This is a genomic window from Campylobacter concisus (genome assembly GCF_002913715.1).
Classification (GTDB): domain Bacteria; phylum Campylobacterota; class Campylobacteria; order Campylobacterales; family Campylobacteraceae; genus Campylobacter_A; species Campylobacter_A concisus_AG.
Genome location: NZ_PPCE01000009.1, coordinates 789,731 through 805,105 on the forward strand (window position 1 = coordinate 789,731; position 15,375 = coordinate 805,105).

Consider the following 15,375-nt stretch of genomic DNA (forward strand, 5'->3'; position numbering starts at 1 on the left):
TTATCCTCGGCTCGCAAAGTTCGTAAATATATCAAAAGCTAAAGATCAAGGCTTTGATAGCTATTTTTTTAATACTATAACCATTAAAATATTTTGATAAAAACATAAAATTTTACATATAAAAATATGTAAAATTTACTTCATCTCAAGGCGCATCAGATACATATCCTCGCCGTCAGTTACCTTTAAATTTTGGCTTTTGCACTTTGGACAGGTGAAGTCATTTTCATTAAGCTCTCCGCCAAATCCGCAATCCAAACACTCTACAACAATACCTTGTAAATTTATGATAAGCTCGGCGTTTTCGCAGATCGTACCAGCCTTATAAACATCAAAAGCGCTCTGCAAATAATGAGGCTCCACCCCGCTTAAGCGGCCAATCTTTATCTCGATCTTGCTTATCTCTTTTGCGTTTTCTTTGGCGGCATTTTTCTCGCAAAGGCTAACTAAATTTTGAACGATACTAAGCTCGTGCATTAGCAGATCCTTGGTAGTAGCTCGCCCTTTGGCGGCTCGAGGAATCTTCTTGATTTATAGGCGTTTTCGATGATGACACGCTCGTTTTTAGCCTCCATTACTTCGCCTATTATCATCGCGTTTTGATCAAATTCTCTTAAAATTTTAAGCGCGTCCTCAGCCTGGCTCTCGTCGACAGCCATCACAAAAGTGCCCTCATTTGCAAGTTCATAAGGCTCAAATCCAAATAGCTCACAAACGCCCATCACTTCGTCTGCGACCTTGATATTTTCTTCAAAGACCAAGATGTCAAATTTGTTAAATTTAGCCCACTCGTTTAGCACTGCGCTTAGTCCGCCTCTTGTCGCATCACGCATAGTCTGCGGTTTTATGCCAGCCTCAAATAGCCTCAAAGCAACCTCTTTTAGGCTCTTGCAGTCACTTTTTAGATCAAATCCGAGCTCAAATTCCTCTCTTGCAGCAAGCACCACACCGCCGTGTCTGCCAACATCTCCAGAGATTAAAATTTTAGCCCCAGCTTTTAAATTTTTAAGCTCCACACCCTCGCAAACTATTTCACCGATACCTGCTGTGTTTATGAAAATTTTATCGCATTTGCCCTTTGGCACGACCTTTGTATCGCCACAAACTACGCTCACACCGCTCTCTTTGCAAGTTTTAGCAAGCGAGCCAAGCACCGTTTCAAGCTCTTCTATACTTAGCCCCTCTTCGATGATGAGAGAGCAGCTTAGGTATTTAGCGCTTGCACCAACCATCGCTAGGTCGTTTATCGTGCCACAAGCTGCGATCTTACCGATATCGCCGCCGTTAAAAAAAATGGGAGTTACCACAAAGCTATCAGAGCTAAATGCGATCTTGCCGTTTAAATTTAATATCGCCGAGTCGTTGCTTTGCCTTAAAATTTCGTTATCAAAAATTTTAAATATCGTCTCGTTAATAAGCGAGTTCATCTCCTCGCCGCCGCCGCCGTGACTTAGCATTATCTTTTTCATTAAATTCCTTAACCAACTCTTGCGTATTTAAAATATGCCGCACAAGCGCCCTCGCTTGAGACCATGCACGATCCTATCGGATTTTGCGGGTTGCAAACCTTGCCAAAGACTTTGCACTCTGTTGGCTTTGCTAGCCCTCTTAAAATTTGCCCACAAATGCATGCCTTGCTCTCGCCGGCACTCTCTACGCTACAGTCAAACTGCACTCTAGCGTCAAGGTAGGCAAATTCATCTTTTAGCTTCATGCCGCTTTGCGCTATCTCACCAAGGCCTCTCCAGACAAAGTCGCACGGCTCAAAGTACTTAGCTATGAGCTCTTTTGCCTTGACGTTGCCCTCTTCTTTAACCGCCCTTGCGTACTCGTTATAAACCTCATATGTTCCTTCATTTTGCTGACGGACTAAATTTAGCACACTTGCCATGATGTCAAGCGGCTCAAAACCACTAATGGCGATCGGTCTTTTAAATTCGCTCGCCAGCTCTTTGTAAATTTTACTTCCAGTGATCACGCTCACGTGACTTGGGCCTAGAAATGCATCTATCCTCACGTTTTCATCACTCATTATAGCTCTAACTGGAGCTGGAACGGTTACATGATTTATGTGAAAGTATAAATTTTTAATGTCCTCTTGCACCACTTTTTCAACCAAATTTGCGCTCATTGGCGTCGTTGTCTCAAAGCCAATGGCAAAAAATATGACCTTTTTGTCTGGATTTTGCTTAGCGATATTTAGCGCATCAAGTGGCGTGTAAAGTGCCCTTATATCATGCCCTTCGCCGCGAAGCTTTTGCAAGCTTGTCTTTGAACCAGGCACTCTTAGCATGTCAGCTAGCGTGCAAAAGATCACATTATCCATGCTAGCTAGCTTACAGGCCTCATCTATGCGGCTCTTTGGCATCACGCAAACTGGACAGCCTGGGCCGTGGATAAAATTTATATGCTCTCCTACCAAGCTTGGCAGTGCAAATTTCATAATGCTATGCGTGTGCCCGCCGCAAATTTCCATGATATTTAGGGGTTTTGTGCTCTCTTTTTGGATGAGTTTTGAAAGGGCTAGGATTAAATTTTTATCGCGAAAGTCATTGATAAGATCCATCAAATTTTCCCCGCATTCATATCATCAGCGATCTTTTGATAGACCTCTAAGCTCTCAAGCGCAAACTGCGTATCAATCTTTTGCATAGCGTATCCAACGTGGATTAGCACATATTCGCCAACTTTTACCTCTTCAGAGATGAGATCTAGGCTTACCTTTCTAGTAACGCCCAAAGTCTCAACCGTAGCAACGTTATTTTCATCTATTTCTATTACTTTTGAAGGGATCGAGAGGCACATTATCTTAGCTCTTTTTTAAATTCCAAATAACTTATCCACTTATCGATACCTTCACCCGTTTTGCTATCTATCACAAAGATATCAACCTTTGGATTTAGCTTTCTAGCGTCATTTTTCACTCGCTCGATGTCAAAGTCAAAGTGTGGTGCGAGCGAAGCTTTTGTAATGAGAAGCACGTCAGCAGCCCTAAACATCACAGGATATTTGCTCACCTTGTCATCGCCCTCTGGCACTGAAAGAAGCACAGCGTTAAAATGTGAGCCCACATCGTAGCTTGCAGGACAGACTAAATTTCCAACATTTTCTATAAAAACCAGATCAAGCTCATTTAGTGGCAAGTGATGAAGGCCTTCGTGCACCATAAAAGCATCTAAGTGACAGGTCTGACCTGTGCTTATCTGATGAGCCTTTGCGCCAGCCTTTACTATACGGTCGGCGTCTTGATTTGTCTCAAGATCGCCCTCTACAACGCCTATTTTAAACTTACCAGCCTTTATCGTAGCCTCAAGAAGCGTGGTCTTGCCAGCGCCTGGGCTACTCATTAAATTTACGCAAAGTATCTTTTTTTCATCAAGATGAGCTCTGTTGTGAGCAGCTTCTTTATCATTTTCGCAGAGAATTTTCTCTATCACGTCTATGGTTTTACTCTCGTTTAGCACAGGGTGTGCGTGAGCCTCATGGCTATGCTCATGTGCGTCATGAGCGTGATCTGTATGTCCATCATGAGTGTGTGGGTGCGAGTGAGTGGTGCCATCAGCGTGAGTGTGAGTGTGGGCGTGATTACCCATTGAACAACCGCAATCTTTACACATTTTTTCATCCTTTTTTATTAATTTATGGAGATTTTAACTCTTAAATTTAAAAATAAAATTAAAATTTAGGAGTTTTGGCAAATAGATCAAAATTAATTAATTTATTTAAATTTTTATTTAAATTTAAAAATATAAATAAAATTTTCAAGCATTTTGACTAAATTTACTTTACTCTTTTTGCCTAATCTCATCCAACTTATCAAAATTTTCATCACCGAGTAGTTTTTTGCTATTTTTTTGGGCATTCTTTTGGATTATTAAATCCTTTAGCCTAGCCTTGCCATTTTCCATCACCATCAAAACAGCATATGCATCAACGTCTTCTTCTCTCATTTCATTTTCAGTATTAGCCGCACTATCAGGCGACATATAAAAGTGCTCTATACCGTATTTTACGAGCGAGTAGCCATCATATCTACCAGCTAAAAACACTCCATTGTCTGGCTTGCGTATACTAAATTTGGAAAAGCTGTAAGTGCCATTAACATCTGGCTTTAAAACAGCATAAACTCTAGCCCCATCTCTTACTCTCTCATCGTATTGGTCGATATAGCGGTCACCTTCATCATTTTCGTCAAAATTTCTTGAATGAAAATTTGAAAATTCATAGTTCAAATCAACATAATTTCCGCGAAAAAGATCTCTTGGATCATAAAGATTAACCCTTACTCTTACCTCTTGCCCAAAATAAAGTGGCATAAGTGCGTAGCCAAGCATAATGCCAATAAGCGAAATTTGAAAAACCACAGCTACTATTAATACTTTTATCTTCATTTTTTACGTCCTTTTCTAGCCACAACTAGCACTATGAAAGCAAACACCATAAATAGCGCCGTAGCACCAATATAATCACCTATTAGCTGGAAGTACCTCACGGCTGCAACCAAAAATATCATACAAAGACCAAGTTTTAACTCACCCTTTTTGATAAGAACCGCAGCTGTTATGATATTTGCGAGCGAAAAAAATATATTTGCGTAGCCAGGACCGTAGCTAAAGACAAATGGCAATGATACGAGAAGTGCCCCAAGCAGCAAACCACTCTTGTTTTTTTCTTTAAAAAATATTGCAAAATAAGCAACACTAAACAAAATAAAAACAAAGCCAAAGTTGCTTTTAAAAAACGACTTCACGAACCAAAGCTCTTCATCTCCAGCCTCAAATAAATTTCTTTCTTCAAATAAAAGCAGACAAAGCAACAACACAAAAACGCCAAAATTTTTACCAAATTCTTTTGCAAATGCACCAAGCCCTGCTCTAAATTTATCTAGTAGCGGCGAAATGCTAATAAGTAAAAGCGCATAAGATAGCGATACGATCGCAACCATAGGAAGTCCAAACAAAAATCCATAATCAAATATCGCTCTAAGACCACTAATGTAGCCGCAAAATGAAATTATGTATATAAAGATATCTATAAAAAGCACAAAAGCAAGCCATTTTGAGTCGTCTTTGTAAAGCGTATATGCGCCGAGTACTATAAAAATGATAAAGCCAAAACCAAAGTCGCCCTGATAAGCTATCATAAAAAACCAAACTGTCGCAAAGATAAGGCTTTGGGCTACCAACACACCTTTTTTACTAGCAAAAGAAACCGCAAACGCTCCGATACTCCAAAGTAAAATACCGCCGCTTGGCTCATCGCTAATGTGATAAATTTGAGCAATAAGTGCAATCGCCGCACCAAAGCAAAAATTTCCAAGAAAAAACATCGCCGTTGATAGATTTTCCTTTCCCTTTGCGAGATAGTAAATTCCACCAAAATTTACAAGCCCAAGTACAAACAACACAAGCGCCAAACGTCCCAGCCTTGGTATCTCTTCCCAATTTGCACCAACAAGCGTAAAAAAAGCCAGCGCAAAAAAGAGATACGCTACGAGTTTTAGGACAAAACTCATCTTGTCACTATGAGCGTCAGGGTCGATGTCGTATAAATTTGCTATTTTTATAGCGGTCTCTTTATCGACTATTCCATCACTTTGCCACCGATCCAGCTCTTTTGCTAGAAAAATTCTATTTAAAAAGTTCAACAACAACTCCTTTGCAAGCTCATTAAAACATAAGAAGCCTATTAACCAGCGTAAAAATGTGGTAATAAGGATCAAATTTTGTTGTTATTATATAAAAATATAGTGTAAATGCTAAGAAGAGATATTTGGATGAGTTCAAAAAATTTTTAGAAATTTGAATTTTAGCCAAAGCCCAATAAAAAGAGTAAATGACCATCAAATTATCATTTATTCAAATGATATGGAGTTTGCACGAGCAAATCGCCAAAAACTCCATATAAATTTACAAAAACTACAAAAACCGCTTAAAAACTACTTTGAAAGACTAATGTAATAAACACCACAGCTACAAGAAACCAGCTGCTTGCTATACTTGCTAAAAACTCCTAAATTCTATACCACTTCAAAGACTTTAGCACGCTAAAATTTAGGAACGGCTGCCTTTGTAAGTTTAGAAAATTTAACACCTTTTAAGCCAGCGATTCTCTCAGAAAAGCGTTCTATTTTGCTTGCCTCTCCTCTTATAGAGATCGTTTCTAAGCAGTTATGGTGATCGACATGTACGTGATTTGTACAGATTATTTTCACGTCAGAGTCATGCTCGATATCCATTTTTTTATTCACCAAATCGTTGTGATGATGCACATAAATGAGCGTCAAAACACCGATCAACTCTTCATTAGCGTCCTTCCAGCTATCATTTACGATTTTTTCACGGATCAGATCCCTCGTAAATTCGCTCCTAGAAGCGTAGCCTTGTTCGCTAACCTTCTTATCTAGTTCGTCTAGTAACTGACTAGGCAAAGAAACACTAAAACGTATAACACTATCCATTTTTTGCTCCTTTCTCGTTTGATTACCGTTTATAATCATTATACATCACTTATTAGAAAATGTGGATAAATAATAATAAATTTGCCCTAAATTTACGTTAGAATCGTTGCTACAGAATTTTTTATTGATATAAAATTTCAAATTTACTTTAGTAAATTTTTTGTAAATAAGTTCGAGTAAAGTCTTATTTTGAAAAACTCCGCCGCTTAGTAAAATTTCCATTTTTTCTTTTTTTGAAATTTCAAAAATAATATCAGCCAAGCCATTTATAAATGCCGTTGCAGCCACTCTTGGCTCATCTTTTAAAGCACTTTTAAAAGCTTCTTTAAAGCCTATAACTCCATTATCTAGACTAAATTTATAACACACATCTAAATTTTTATCATAAAGTGCTTCAAGCCTCATGCCACTCTCACCTTCAAAACTTGAGTGAAAAAGCCCACAAATAATCGCTCCAAATGCGTCAAATATCCTACCAACCGAGCTAGTCTTTATTAAGTTTAATCCTTTTTGCTCCATTTTTTTAAAATTTGCAAGCATTTTTTCATCAAAATTTACTAAAAATTTACTAGCTTCGTCCTCAAGAGAGTATTTTAAAATAATAGAATATGCGATTAGATAAATATTTTTGATGCTGTTTTCGCCCCCAAATAGGCTAAATTCATCAAAATGATAAACTCGCTCGTAATTCTTTTTATTTAGCTCAAAAACCTCGCCACCCCAAATTTTGCCATCTTCCCCGTATCCAGTGCCATCAAAACAAAAGCCAAGGTATTTTTTATCTGCTAGATCATTTTCAAAGATCACACTTAGCAAATGTGCGTAGTGATGCTGCAGATGAACTAACTCAAAGCCCTGATCCTTTGCCCATTTTGTATTTAAAAAATTTGGATGCAGATCGGCTATGACCTTGTCTATTTTTAGGTTATAAGTCGTTTCAAAAAGGGTGAAAATGTCCTTAAACCTATCAAAAGTCGCCACATTTTTAAGATCTCCTATATATGGGCTAACCATTAAAAGGCCGTCTTTGTAGATACAAAATGAGCTTTTTAGCTCCGCTCCAAGGGCTAAAAATGTCCCTTTTTGCTTAAAATTTGTATGGATAAAATTTGGATTTAAGCCACGGCTCGTTCTTGTGAAAATTGTCTCATCACCAACGCAAAATGCGATACTATCGTCACTTGGTGAGTAAATTTCTCGGTCGTGATCAAGGTAAAAGTCTATGACGTCACCTAGCTTTTCTCTTAGCTCGCTCTCATCTTTTATCACAACTTCGCCTGAGATGTTTGCACTAGTTGCGATGATGTCGTGTTCTAAATACTCAAATAGCAAAAGATGTATGCCACTAAATGCGAGCATGACACCAAGCTTATTTAAATTTGGTGCGACACTTTTTGCGATATTTGAGCCATTTTTTGCCTCCAGTAGGACGATAGGCTTTAAATTTGAGCTAAGAAGCTTCGCCTCCGCTTCTGAAATTTGCGCTATTTTTCTGGCGTTTTGTAAATTTTTACTCATCAGCGCAAAGGGCTTGCTTGGGCGGTGTTTTCTAGCTCTTAGCTCGCAAACTGCAGCTTCATTTGTCGCATCACAAATCAAATGAAAGCCACCAAGCCCTTTAATGGCTAAGATTTTGCCCTCGTTTATGAGCTTAGCCGCATCTTTGGCCGCTTCGTTCCCACTAGCCAAGACTTTGCCAAATTTATCTTTTAGATAGAGTTTTGGTCCGCAGTTTGGGCAAGAGATCGGCTCTGCGTGATAGCGGCGGTTAAGCGGATCTTTGTATTCGCTCTCGCAAAATTTACACATTTTAAACTCATTCATCGTCGTATTTACCCTGTCATAAGGCAATGCTTTGATGATGGAAAATCTCGGTCCGCAGTTGGTGCAGTTTATAAATGGGTATTTATAGCGTGGATTTGTGGGGTCATAAAACTCACGCAAGCAGTCATCGCAAAGTGCGTAATCAGGCAAGATAGGCGCTTGCTTGGTGGCTGATTTTGAGGCAATGATCTCAAGCTTTTCATAAATTTTATCTATCTTAATCTTCTTTAGCTCATCGATCCTAGCAAGGGCTGGCAGCTTCTCATAAAGCTCTTTTTCAAAAGCCAAAAAGCTAGCCTCTTCGCCGCTAAAATTTAGCTTCACGCCCTCGTCATCATTGTAAATTTCGCCAACTAGCTTAAATTTGTCCGCTAAAGTATAGACAAAAGGTCTAAAACCAACGCCTTGAACTAAGCCTTTGATCTCATATCTAAAGCTTGATCTCAACGCCAAATCCGGGGTCAAAATTTGTTTTTATATTTGGGTTTAGGTGCTTTTTTATCAAGTTGCTAACTACCTTATTATAAAATAAATCCCCGCTTAAAGTAACATTTTTAATGTTAAATTTATCTCGTTTTTCATAGCTAAAATCGCTCAAAAAATGCGCCAAAGACTCGGTGCAACCAAAGCTGATATTCTTCTCTCCAGCGCCAGCAAGGATGAATGAAATGATACTTTTTACAAACTTAACCCCGTCTAAACCAAAGTCATCTTTCATCTTATAATCGATCCTAACGCCCTTTTGACCGCTAAAATCGCTTGCCATAAGAAGCAAATTCTCCCCTGCTTTTTTAAACTCACTGCTTGTGCCAAGCAAGCGTCCAGCTATGCAAAATAGCGAGAAAAAGCTAGCATTTGAGCTAAATTTACCGCTTGGCATGGCGCGCTCTTTGCTAAAGTTTTCAAGTAGTCTTTCGCCGCTCTCATCAGCTCTTATAAGCTCATAAATTTCTTCAAAGCTGCTAAATTTTGGTAAAAATAGAAGCTGCGTTTTGCTTGATTTTGAAAGCAGGCAAATTTCATCATCGCTAAATTTGCTAAATTTTAGCCCCAAAGTCACTTCGCCCAAACTCTCAAGCTCAAATTCCTCATCTTTTGTATAAAAAAATGGGCTTAAAACTGCGCTACTTTCAAGCAAAGTAAGCCTTGAAAGAGCATTTTTTTGCTCCTTTACTTTAACGCTTAAAAAGCTATAATTTTCTTTATTTAGCTGCTCGCAAAGGGCGTAAAGAAAAAGGTCATTTGGTGCCATCACGTCAAAAAATAGCGGTGCGTCCTCGTGATTTTGCCTATAAATGGCTGTCGTCTTTAGAGCTAAAAGTGGCTTTTCAAAGCTAGCTAAAAATGTCAAAGCTCTATCATCGGCGATAAAAATTTTTGGTAGCTGTTTTAAATTTACAGGCATCAAGAAATTTGCGTCAAAATTTACGCCAAGAGAAATTTCATATAAATTTTTATCTTGCTCTACGCAAACACCCTTGCCGTTTTTTAATAAATTTAGGCAAGCTTTTAGCTTTTCATTAAAATTATCAATCGTTATCTCACCCTCAAATTTACTCTCACATAGCACGCCACTTTCATTTAAGATAGCCTTTTTGCTAGCCAAAAATGTGCTCGCTTGAGTCGGAGTTAGGCCGCCAAATTTTATCTCATTTATTTTGCTATCTTTATCAAGCTCACTTGCAGCCAAGACCTCACTGTGCTTTATAAAAAGACTAAATGGCAAGAGCGTACTTGCTTTATTTGCCACGCTCTCAAGCTCACTGGTATTGCCACTTACCTTTAGACAAGTTTCATCTTCTTTGCACTTTATGCTATGAGCTAGATCGCCAGCAAGCAAGCGTAAAAATGGCACCAGAAACGAAGCGTCTTTGTGGCAAGTAAATTTAAAAGCAAGTATCATTTTAAACCTTTTTTAGCGTATTCATCAACGATATCATTTAGGGTAAAATTTGCTACTTTTTCGCACTTAAAATCAAGCTCTTTTAAGTGATCAAGCAGCGTTTTTTCTAGGATGTTAGAAGCTTTTATCACTTCATCTGAGAGGCTAAAATTTGATGATTCTATGCGGCTAGGCACGATGCCTAAGATTTTGGTTGTCGGCCTGTCGCCTGCAAGCTCCATTAGATGAAGGGTTTGAAGCATCTCGATCTCGTGAGCCGAGCCGTCCCAGCTGATAAAATTTGGTACATTTAGAAAGTCGAAAAAATAAACATCGCCCACGCTTGCGCCATTTGCGCTAATGCAATCAACGACGATAAGATAGTCAAATTCGCTTATTATGTGAGTTAGAGCGAGGGCTAAAGTGCCCCCGTCCATTAGAGTAAGCTCGTTTTTAGAACTTGTAAAGTTATAGTTTTTAGCCATCAAATTTACAAAATGAACACCTATGCCCTCATCGGCAAACATCACGTTGCCGATACCAAGAACCAGCACTCTCATCAGTGTTCTTTTACAAATTTATAGCCACTAACGATAGCGTCCATCGCTCCATTTTTGCCTTTAACAGCGTTAAATACCGCCATATAAACATGAATAGGCACAAAAATCATAATGACCCACATACAAATTCTATGTATCGTTCTAACATTTGCTAGTCCGCCCATAAGCTCTTCAAAAAACCTAGCTGGCTCATAAAGCGCTCCGCCAAGTCCCTCATGATAAACATGAACATAAAGCACAAGACCGCTTAGGCAAATAAGAGTCAAAATAAGATAAAAGAAAAAGTATGAGGCAAACTGCAAAGGATTATAAACGCCCCTTAAATGCGGATGTGGCCCCATAAAAAGATAGTATTTGATCTGTGCGATCCAAATTTTTGGATTTAGAAAATCAACCACACTCATCCACTCTTTTTTGCTGTGTTTATCAAAGACAAATAGATAAAATTTAAAGATAAACGCCGCTATTAGCACAAAGCCAGCGATCTGGTGAGCCATACGCCACTTTGCTTGCATAAAATTTGTAGGCTCGCTCGTGATCTCTGGACTCACAAAAACGTACGAGATATAGTAGCCGCTCACAACTAAAAGTGTGATCGCTGCAAATCTAATCCAGTGTGTCAGCCTAACACCGATGGAGAATTCGTATTCGCTGATCCTGTCAGCATTTTTATGTGACATCTTTTCTCCTTATAAATTTGGATTTATCTTATAAGTACTCAAATCATTTCCCTTTGTATCCATAACATGCACAGCGCATGCGATACAAGGATCGTAAGAGTGAATTTTTCGTATTATCTCAAGTGGCTTTGAAAGATCAGCGATCTTTAAACCAACTAAGCACGCTTCATAGCTTCCCATTTGATTTTGTGCGTCTTTTGGAGAGGCGTTCCATGTGCTTGGTACGACTGCTTGCCAGTTTGTGATAACGCCATCTTTTATGCGGCACCAGTGGCTAAGCGCACCTCTTGGAGCATTGCCTTGAAAATTTCCTTTGTACTCTTTTTTATTATCGATTACATATTTTGCGCAAGTCTCTTGATCTGATTTTAAATTTTCGATCAAAGCATTAAATGCATCCATTGTGTGCTCTGCTACTACTTTTGCCTCGAGCATACGAGTAGCGGTTCTGCCTAGAGTTGAGAAAACTGCACTTAATGGCAAGCCACTCTTTGACAAGAACTCATCAACTACTTTTTTAACTCTCTCGTTGCCTCTAGCGTAGTTTATGACGATGCTAGCAATCGGTCCTACTTGCATAGGCATGCCATCATATCTTGGTGCTTTGATCCAGCTATATTTGCCTTTTGTATCAAAAAGCTTACTATGGGCTAGTTTGCCCTCAGCGTCTATGCTCTCGCCGTCAATAAGGCCTGTGTAGTTTGCCTCAGTCTCGCCGTCGTATGGGTGGAGCGCTTTGTCGTTTTTATACCAAGACCTAGTAGCTTCTTCGGTGATTTTATTTTCATCGATATCATAAACCTTATTAAGATCGCCATTTAAAATATAGCCACCTTTAAATAGATGGTCATTTTTGCCGATCAAAAACTCATCGTAGCAGAGTAAATTTGCCACACCAACATCGTTTAGAACGCTTGGCTCATTACCATAGGCTTTAGCTGCCATCAAGATATCTGGATAGTAAGCTCTATCAACAAATTCTTTGATCTCGGCAAATTTGCTCATATATTCGCCCATTCTAGCTGGATCCATAAGGTCCATCACACAGGTCACACCGCCAACTGTTAAGCTTTGTGGATGTGGGTTTTTAGCGCCAAAGATAGCCATCATCTGAGCTGCAGTTCTTTGAATTCTTAAACACTCTAAGTAGTGAGAGAGGACGATTAAATTTTGCTCTGGCGTAAATTTATATGTGCTATGTCCCCAGTATGCGTTGGCAAATGGTCCAAGATTGCCCTTTTTAACAAAGGCTTCAACCCTCTCTTTTACCTCTTTTAGCTTGTCTGCGCCTGTTGCAAATGGCGTGCTTGTGTATTTAAACGCCTCCTCGCTAGCCTTATGCACGTCTGCGCTTAGTGCAGAGACGACGTCCGCCCAGTCCATGCCGTGGAGCTGATAAAAGTGCACGATGTGATCGTGAAGATATAAAGCTGCGTTCATGAGCGTTCTAGTTAGCTCGGCATTTAACGGAGGCTTGATACCAAGAGCATTTTCAACTGCGATGATGCCTGCTCGGTAGTGTGAGTATGTACAAACGCCACAAATTCTTTGCATAAAAAAGCCAGCATCTCTTGGGTCTCTGCCTTTTACGATCTGCTCTAAGCCACGCCAAAGAGTTGAGCCAGAATACGCCTCTTTTACAACATTATTTTCATCTACAACAACTTCTATTCTTAAGTGTCCCTCGATACGTGTTATAGGGTCTATTACTATTCTTTTTTCACTCATTTTTTCGCCTTATTCTTTATCTTTACTCATAGAAGCTATAACAGCGTGAGCTGCTATACCAATGCCTGTAAGAGCTAAAATTCCGATGCCAACTTTATCGCTGACATTATCAGCTCCAAGACCCAAAACAGTATCAAAGAGTCTATCTGCCATAGGCTCTTCAAATGGTCCCATCGTATCCCAGAAGTCTGGTTCTGAGCAGCCTATACAGCCGTGTCCCGCTTGAACTGGCCATGATGTGTGCTGGTTAAATCTCTCGCGTGAGCAGTTATTAAATGTATATGGACCTTTGCAACCTACTTTGTATAAGCAGTAGCCATTTTTTGCACCTTCATCGCCGAAGTTTTGGACAAACTCGCCAGCGTCAAAGTGACCACGTCTTTCGCAAAGATCGTGAATTCTTAAGCCATAAGCCCATTTTGGCCTATTATAAACATCAAGCGCTGGAAGTGTGCCAAAAAGTAAGAAGTGAAGCACGTTGCCAACGATATTTTTCTCACTTGGTGGACAGCCCGCAACATTAATAACTGGCTTATCAGTTACCTTTGAAAGTCCCACTGAATTTGATGGATTTGGCCTTGCAGCTTGAATGCCACCAAAGCTAGAACAGGTACCGATCGCAAAGATAGCAGCTGCATCTTTTGAAGCATTTACAGCATGAGTTTTACCTGTTGTGCCATGAGGTCCAACAGTTAAGAAATTTTCAGTCGCACCAGTTGGAATACCTCCCTCAACTAGCAGGATGTATCTACCTTTGTATTTTTCAATAGCACTCTCTAAATTTTCTTCAGCCTGCCAACCAGAAGCTGCCATGATAGTTTCGTGGTATTCAAGGCTTATGTAGTCAAATATAAGACTATCTATGCTTGGAGCATCGGTTCTTAGTAAGCTCTCGCTACAACCTGTGCATTCTGCCATATGAAGCCATATCACAGGAAGCCTATCGCTAAGCTCAGCAGCACGAGCAACCATCGGTGTCATCGCACTTGGTAGAGCCATAAAAGCTGTCATCGCACCAGCCCACTTCATAAAATCACGCCTAGTAAAGCCCTTCTCTTTTAAAAGCTGCGCAATACTTGAGTCGCTTTTCATCTTAGGCAACGCACTAAGCTCACTTAAGCGCCTATCTATCTTTTGACGCAAGTCATTATTCATATAAGCTCCTTTGCTTGAAAATTTTACTTTTGTTAATAATATCTTTGTTTAAAGAAGTAAAAAATTATTTTATAAAATTAATATTTATAATTAAATAAATTTTAACTAAAAAATTTAAAATCCCTTTTTTGCGATGTATTTTCAAAATATAAAAAATAATATTTTGAGGAATTTTATTTTGTTTTGATGAATTTTCAATATTTTAAGTACATTATTCTGAAAGTAAATATCAACTATAATTTTTAATGATTTTTAAAAATTTAGCATATTTAAGACGAGAGAAATTTTTGAGATAAAATTTTTAAAAGCCCAAATGGGTTAAATTTAGGCTTTTAAAGTTGCATTAAAATGGCCAGATAGCTTCCATAAGCCTTGTACCCCAAGGTTTTTTGGTTGATTTGTCTAGCTCACCTTCGGTTTTATACAAAATTTTGGCGTCAGCTATGTATTTTGAGTCGATTTCGTTGTTTTGTGAGATGTCGTAAGGTCTGATGACACCGCTTACTTGCATGATCTGCTTTTCGCCGTTTATAAGTAGCTCACGGCTACCCTCGATAAAGTAATTGCCATTATTTAGTATTTTTATGATCCTGGCTGAAATGGTTGCGGTAAATTTCTCGCTTCTGTTACTCGTGCCACTTCCTGTAAATTTATTGCCACCGCCTGCTTTAAAGCCGATGTCACCGTATTTATTTAGATTATCAGCCACAGTTGAAAGCGGTGCAGCCCCAGCTGTGAAAACACCGCCACCAAGCGAGATAGTGCTATCTTTATTTGTACTTTTACTACCAGTTGAAGTTTGGCTTGCATTTTCTGAGATGACGATAGTCACGATATCATTTACATTCATCGCCTTTCTGTCTGAAAATAGCGGATTCTCGCCCTTGCCAAAGAGGCTGCCAGCATTGCTTTGTCCGGTTCCACTATCTTTTGAAGGGAGTTGCTCGACATAAACTGGGGGTTTCATATTGATATGAGGATCAGCACTTGGTGTGCAGCCAGTGCAAATAATGCCCGCAGATAAGACGAGCCAAATCGTTTTATGGTTCATAAAAAATGCCTTAAAATAAGTATCTTTGTGCTAGA

General features: G+C 39.2%; 15 protein-coding genes. All 15 read right to left on the minus strand.

Annotation, left to right across the window (positions count from 1 at the left end):
* Nucleotides 1-135: 135 nt before the first annotated feature.
* Nucleotides 136-477, minus strand: a complete 342-nt coding sequence (hypA, locus tag CYO92_RS07945; RefSeq protein WP_103588653.1) for a hydrogenase maturation nickel metallochaperone HypA — start codon at nucleotides 475-477, stop codon at nucleotides 136-138.
* Entirely contained in the window at nucleotides 477-1,469 is a 993-nt protein-coding gene (gene hypE, locus CYO92_RS07950; RefSeq protein WP_103588654.1) for a hydrogenase expression/formation protein HypE, read from the minus strand. The genes hypA and hypE overlap by 1 nt, the downstream gene beginning before the upstream one ends.
* An 8-nt stretch (nucleotides 1,470-1,477) precedes the next feature.
* Nucleotides 1,478-2,566: a hydrogenase formation protein HypD gene (gene hypD / locus CYO92_RS07955; RefSeq protein WP_103588655.1), complete on the minus strand. Its 1,089-nt coding sequence runs from the start codon at nucleotides 2,564-2,566 to the stop codon at nucleotides 1,478-1,480.
* On the minus strand, nucleotides 2,566-2,805 hold the full coding sequence (locus CYO92_RS07960; protein ID WP_054196671.1) for a HypC/HybG/HupF family hydrogenase formation chaperone: 240 nt from the start codon (nucleotides 2,803-2,805) through the stop codon (nucleotides 2,566-2,568). Before CYO92_RS07960 ends, hypD begins: the two co-directional genes overlap by 1 nt.
* A complete protein-coding gene (hypB, locus tag CYO92_RS07965; RefSeq protein ID WP_103588656.1) occupies nucleotides 2,805-3,617 on the minus strand; it encodes a hydrogenase nickel incorporation protein HypB in 813 nt (270 codons plus the stop codon). Before hypB ends, CYO92_RS07960 begins: the two co-directional genes overlap by 1 nt.
* Before the next feature lie 168 nt (nucleotides 3,618-3,785).
* Complete coding sequence (locus CYO92_RS07970) at nucleotides 3,786-4,391, minus strand: GDYXXLXY domain-containing protein (protein ID WP_103588657.1); 606 nt, start codon at nucleotides 4,389-4,391, stop codon at nucleotides 3,786-3,788.
* A complete protein-coding gene (locus CYO92_RS07975; protein ID WP_103588658.1) occupies nucleotides 4,388-5,647 on the minus strand; it encodes a DUF2157 domain-containing protein in 1,260 nt (419 codons plus the stop codon). Before CYO92_RS07975 ends, CYO92_RS07970 begins: the two co-directional genes overlap by 4 nt.
* Nucleotides 5,648-6,046: 399 nt before the next feature.
* A complete protein-coding gene (nikR, locus tag CYO92_RS07980) occupies nucleotides 6,047-6,460 on the minus strand; it encodes a nickel-responsive transcriptional regulator NikR (protein WP_103588659.1) in 414 nt (137 codons plus the stop codon).
* Nucleotides 6,461-6,505: 45 nt separating this feature from the next.
* Nucleotides 6,506-8,731 (minus strand): carbamoyltransferase HypF, encoded by a 2,226-nt coding sequence (gene hypF / locus CYO92_RS07985; RefSeq protein WP_103589615.1) that lies wholly within the window; start codon nucleotides 8,729-8,731, stop codon nucleotides 6,506-6,508.
* The gene (locus CYO92_RS07990) at nucleotides 8,715-10,187 is read right to left on the minus strand and encodes a hypothetical protein (RefSeq protein ID WP_103588661.1); all 1,473 of its coding nucleotides are present in this window, start codon (nucleotides 10,185-10,187) and stop codon (nucleotides 8,715-8,717) included. The genes hypF and CYO92_RS07990 overlap by 17 nt, the downstream gene beginning before the upstream one ends.
* Complete coding sequence (locus CYO92_RS07995; protein ID WP_103588662.1) at nucleotides 10,184-10,726, minus strand: HyaD/HybD family hydrogenase maturation endopeptidase; 543 nt, start codon at nucleotides 10,724-10,726, stop codon at nucleotides 10,184-10,186. The genes CYO92_RS07990 and CYO92_RS07995 overlap by 4 nt, the downstream gene beginning before the upstream one ends.
* Nucleotides 10,726-11,406, minus strand: coding sequence for a Ni/Fe-hydrogenase, b-type cytochrome subunit (gene cybH, locus CYO92_RS08000; RefSeq protein WP_021091370.1), 681 nt, complete (start codon nucleotides 11,404-11,406; stop codon nucleotides 10,726-10,728). Before cybH ends, CYO92_RS07995 begins: the two co-directional genes overlap by 1 nt.
* Nucleotides 11,407-11,415: 9 nt before the next feature.
* A complete protein-coding gene (locus tag CYO92_RS08005) occupies nucleotides 11,416-13,134 on the minus strand; it encodes a nickel-dependent hydrogenase large subunit (protein WP_103588663.1) in 1,719 nt (572 codons plus the stop codon).
* 9 nt (nucleotides 13,135-13,143) lie between these two features.
* Nucleotides 13,144-14,289 (minus strand): hydrogenase small subunit, encoded by a 1,146-nt coding sequence (locus tag CYO92_RS08010; protein ID WP_084041138.1) that lies wholly within the window; start codon nucleotides 14,287-14,289, stop codon nucleotides 13,144-13,146.
* A gap of 343 nt (nucleotides 14,290-14,632) precedes the next feature.
* The gene (gene flgH / locus CYO92_RS08015; RefSeq protein WP_021091364.1) at nucleotides 14,633-15,340 is read right to left on the minus strand and encodes a flagellar basal body L-ring protein FlgH; all 708 of its coding nucleotides are present in this window, start codon (nucleotides 15,338-15,340) and stop codon (nucleotides 14,633-14,635) included.
* Nucleotides 15,341-15,375 lie beyond the last annotated feature (35 nt).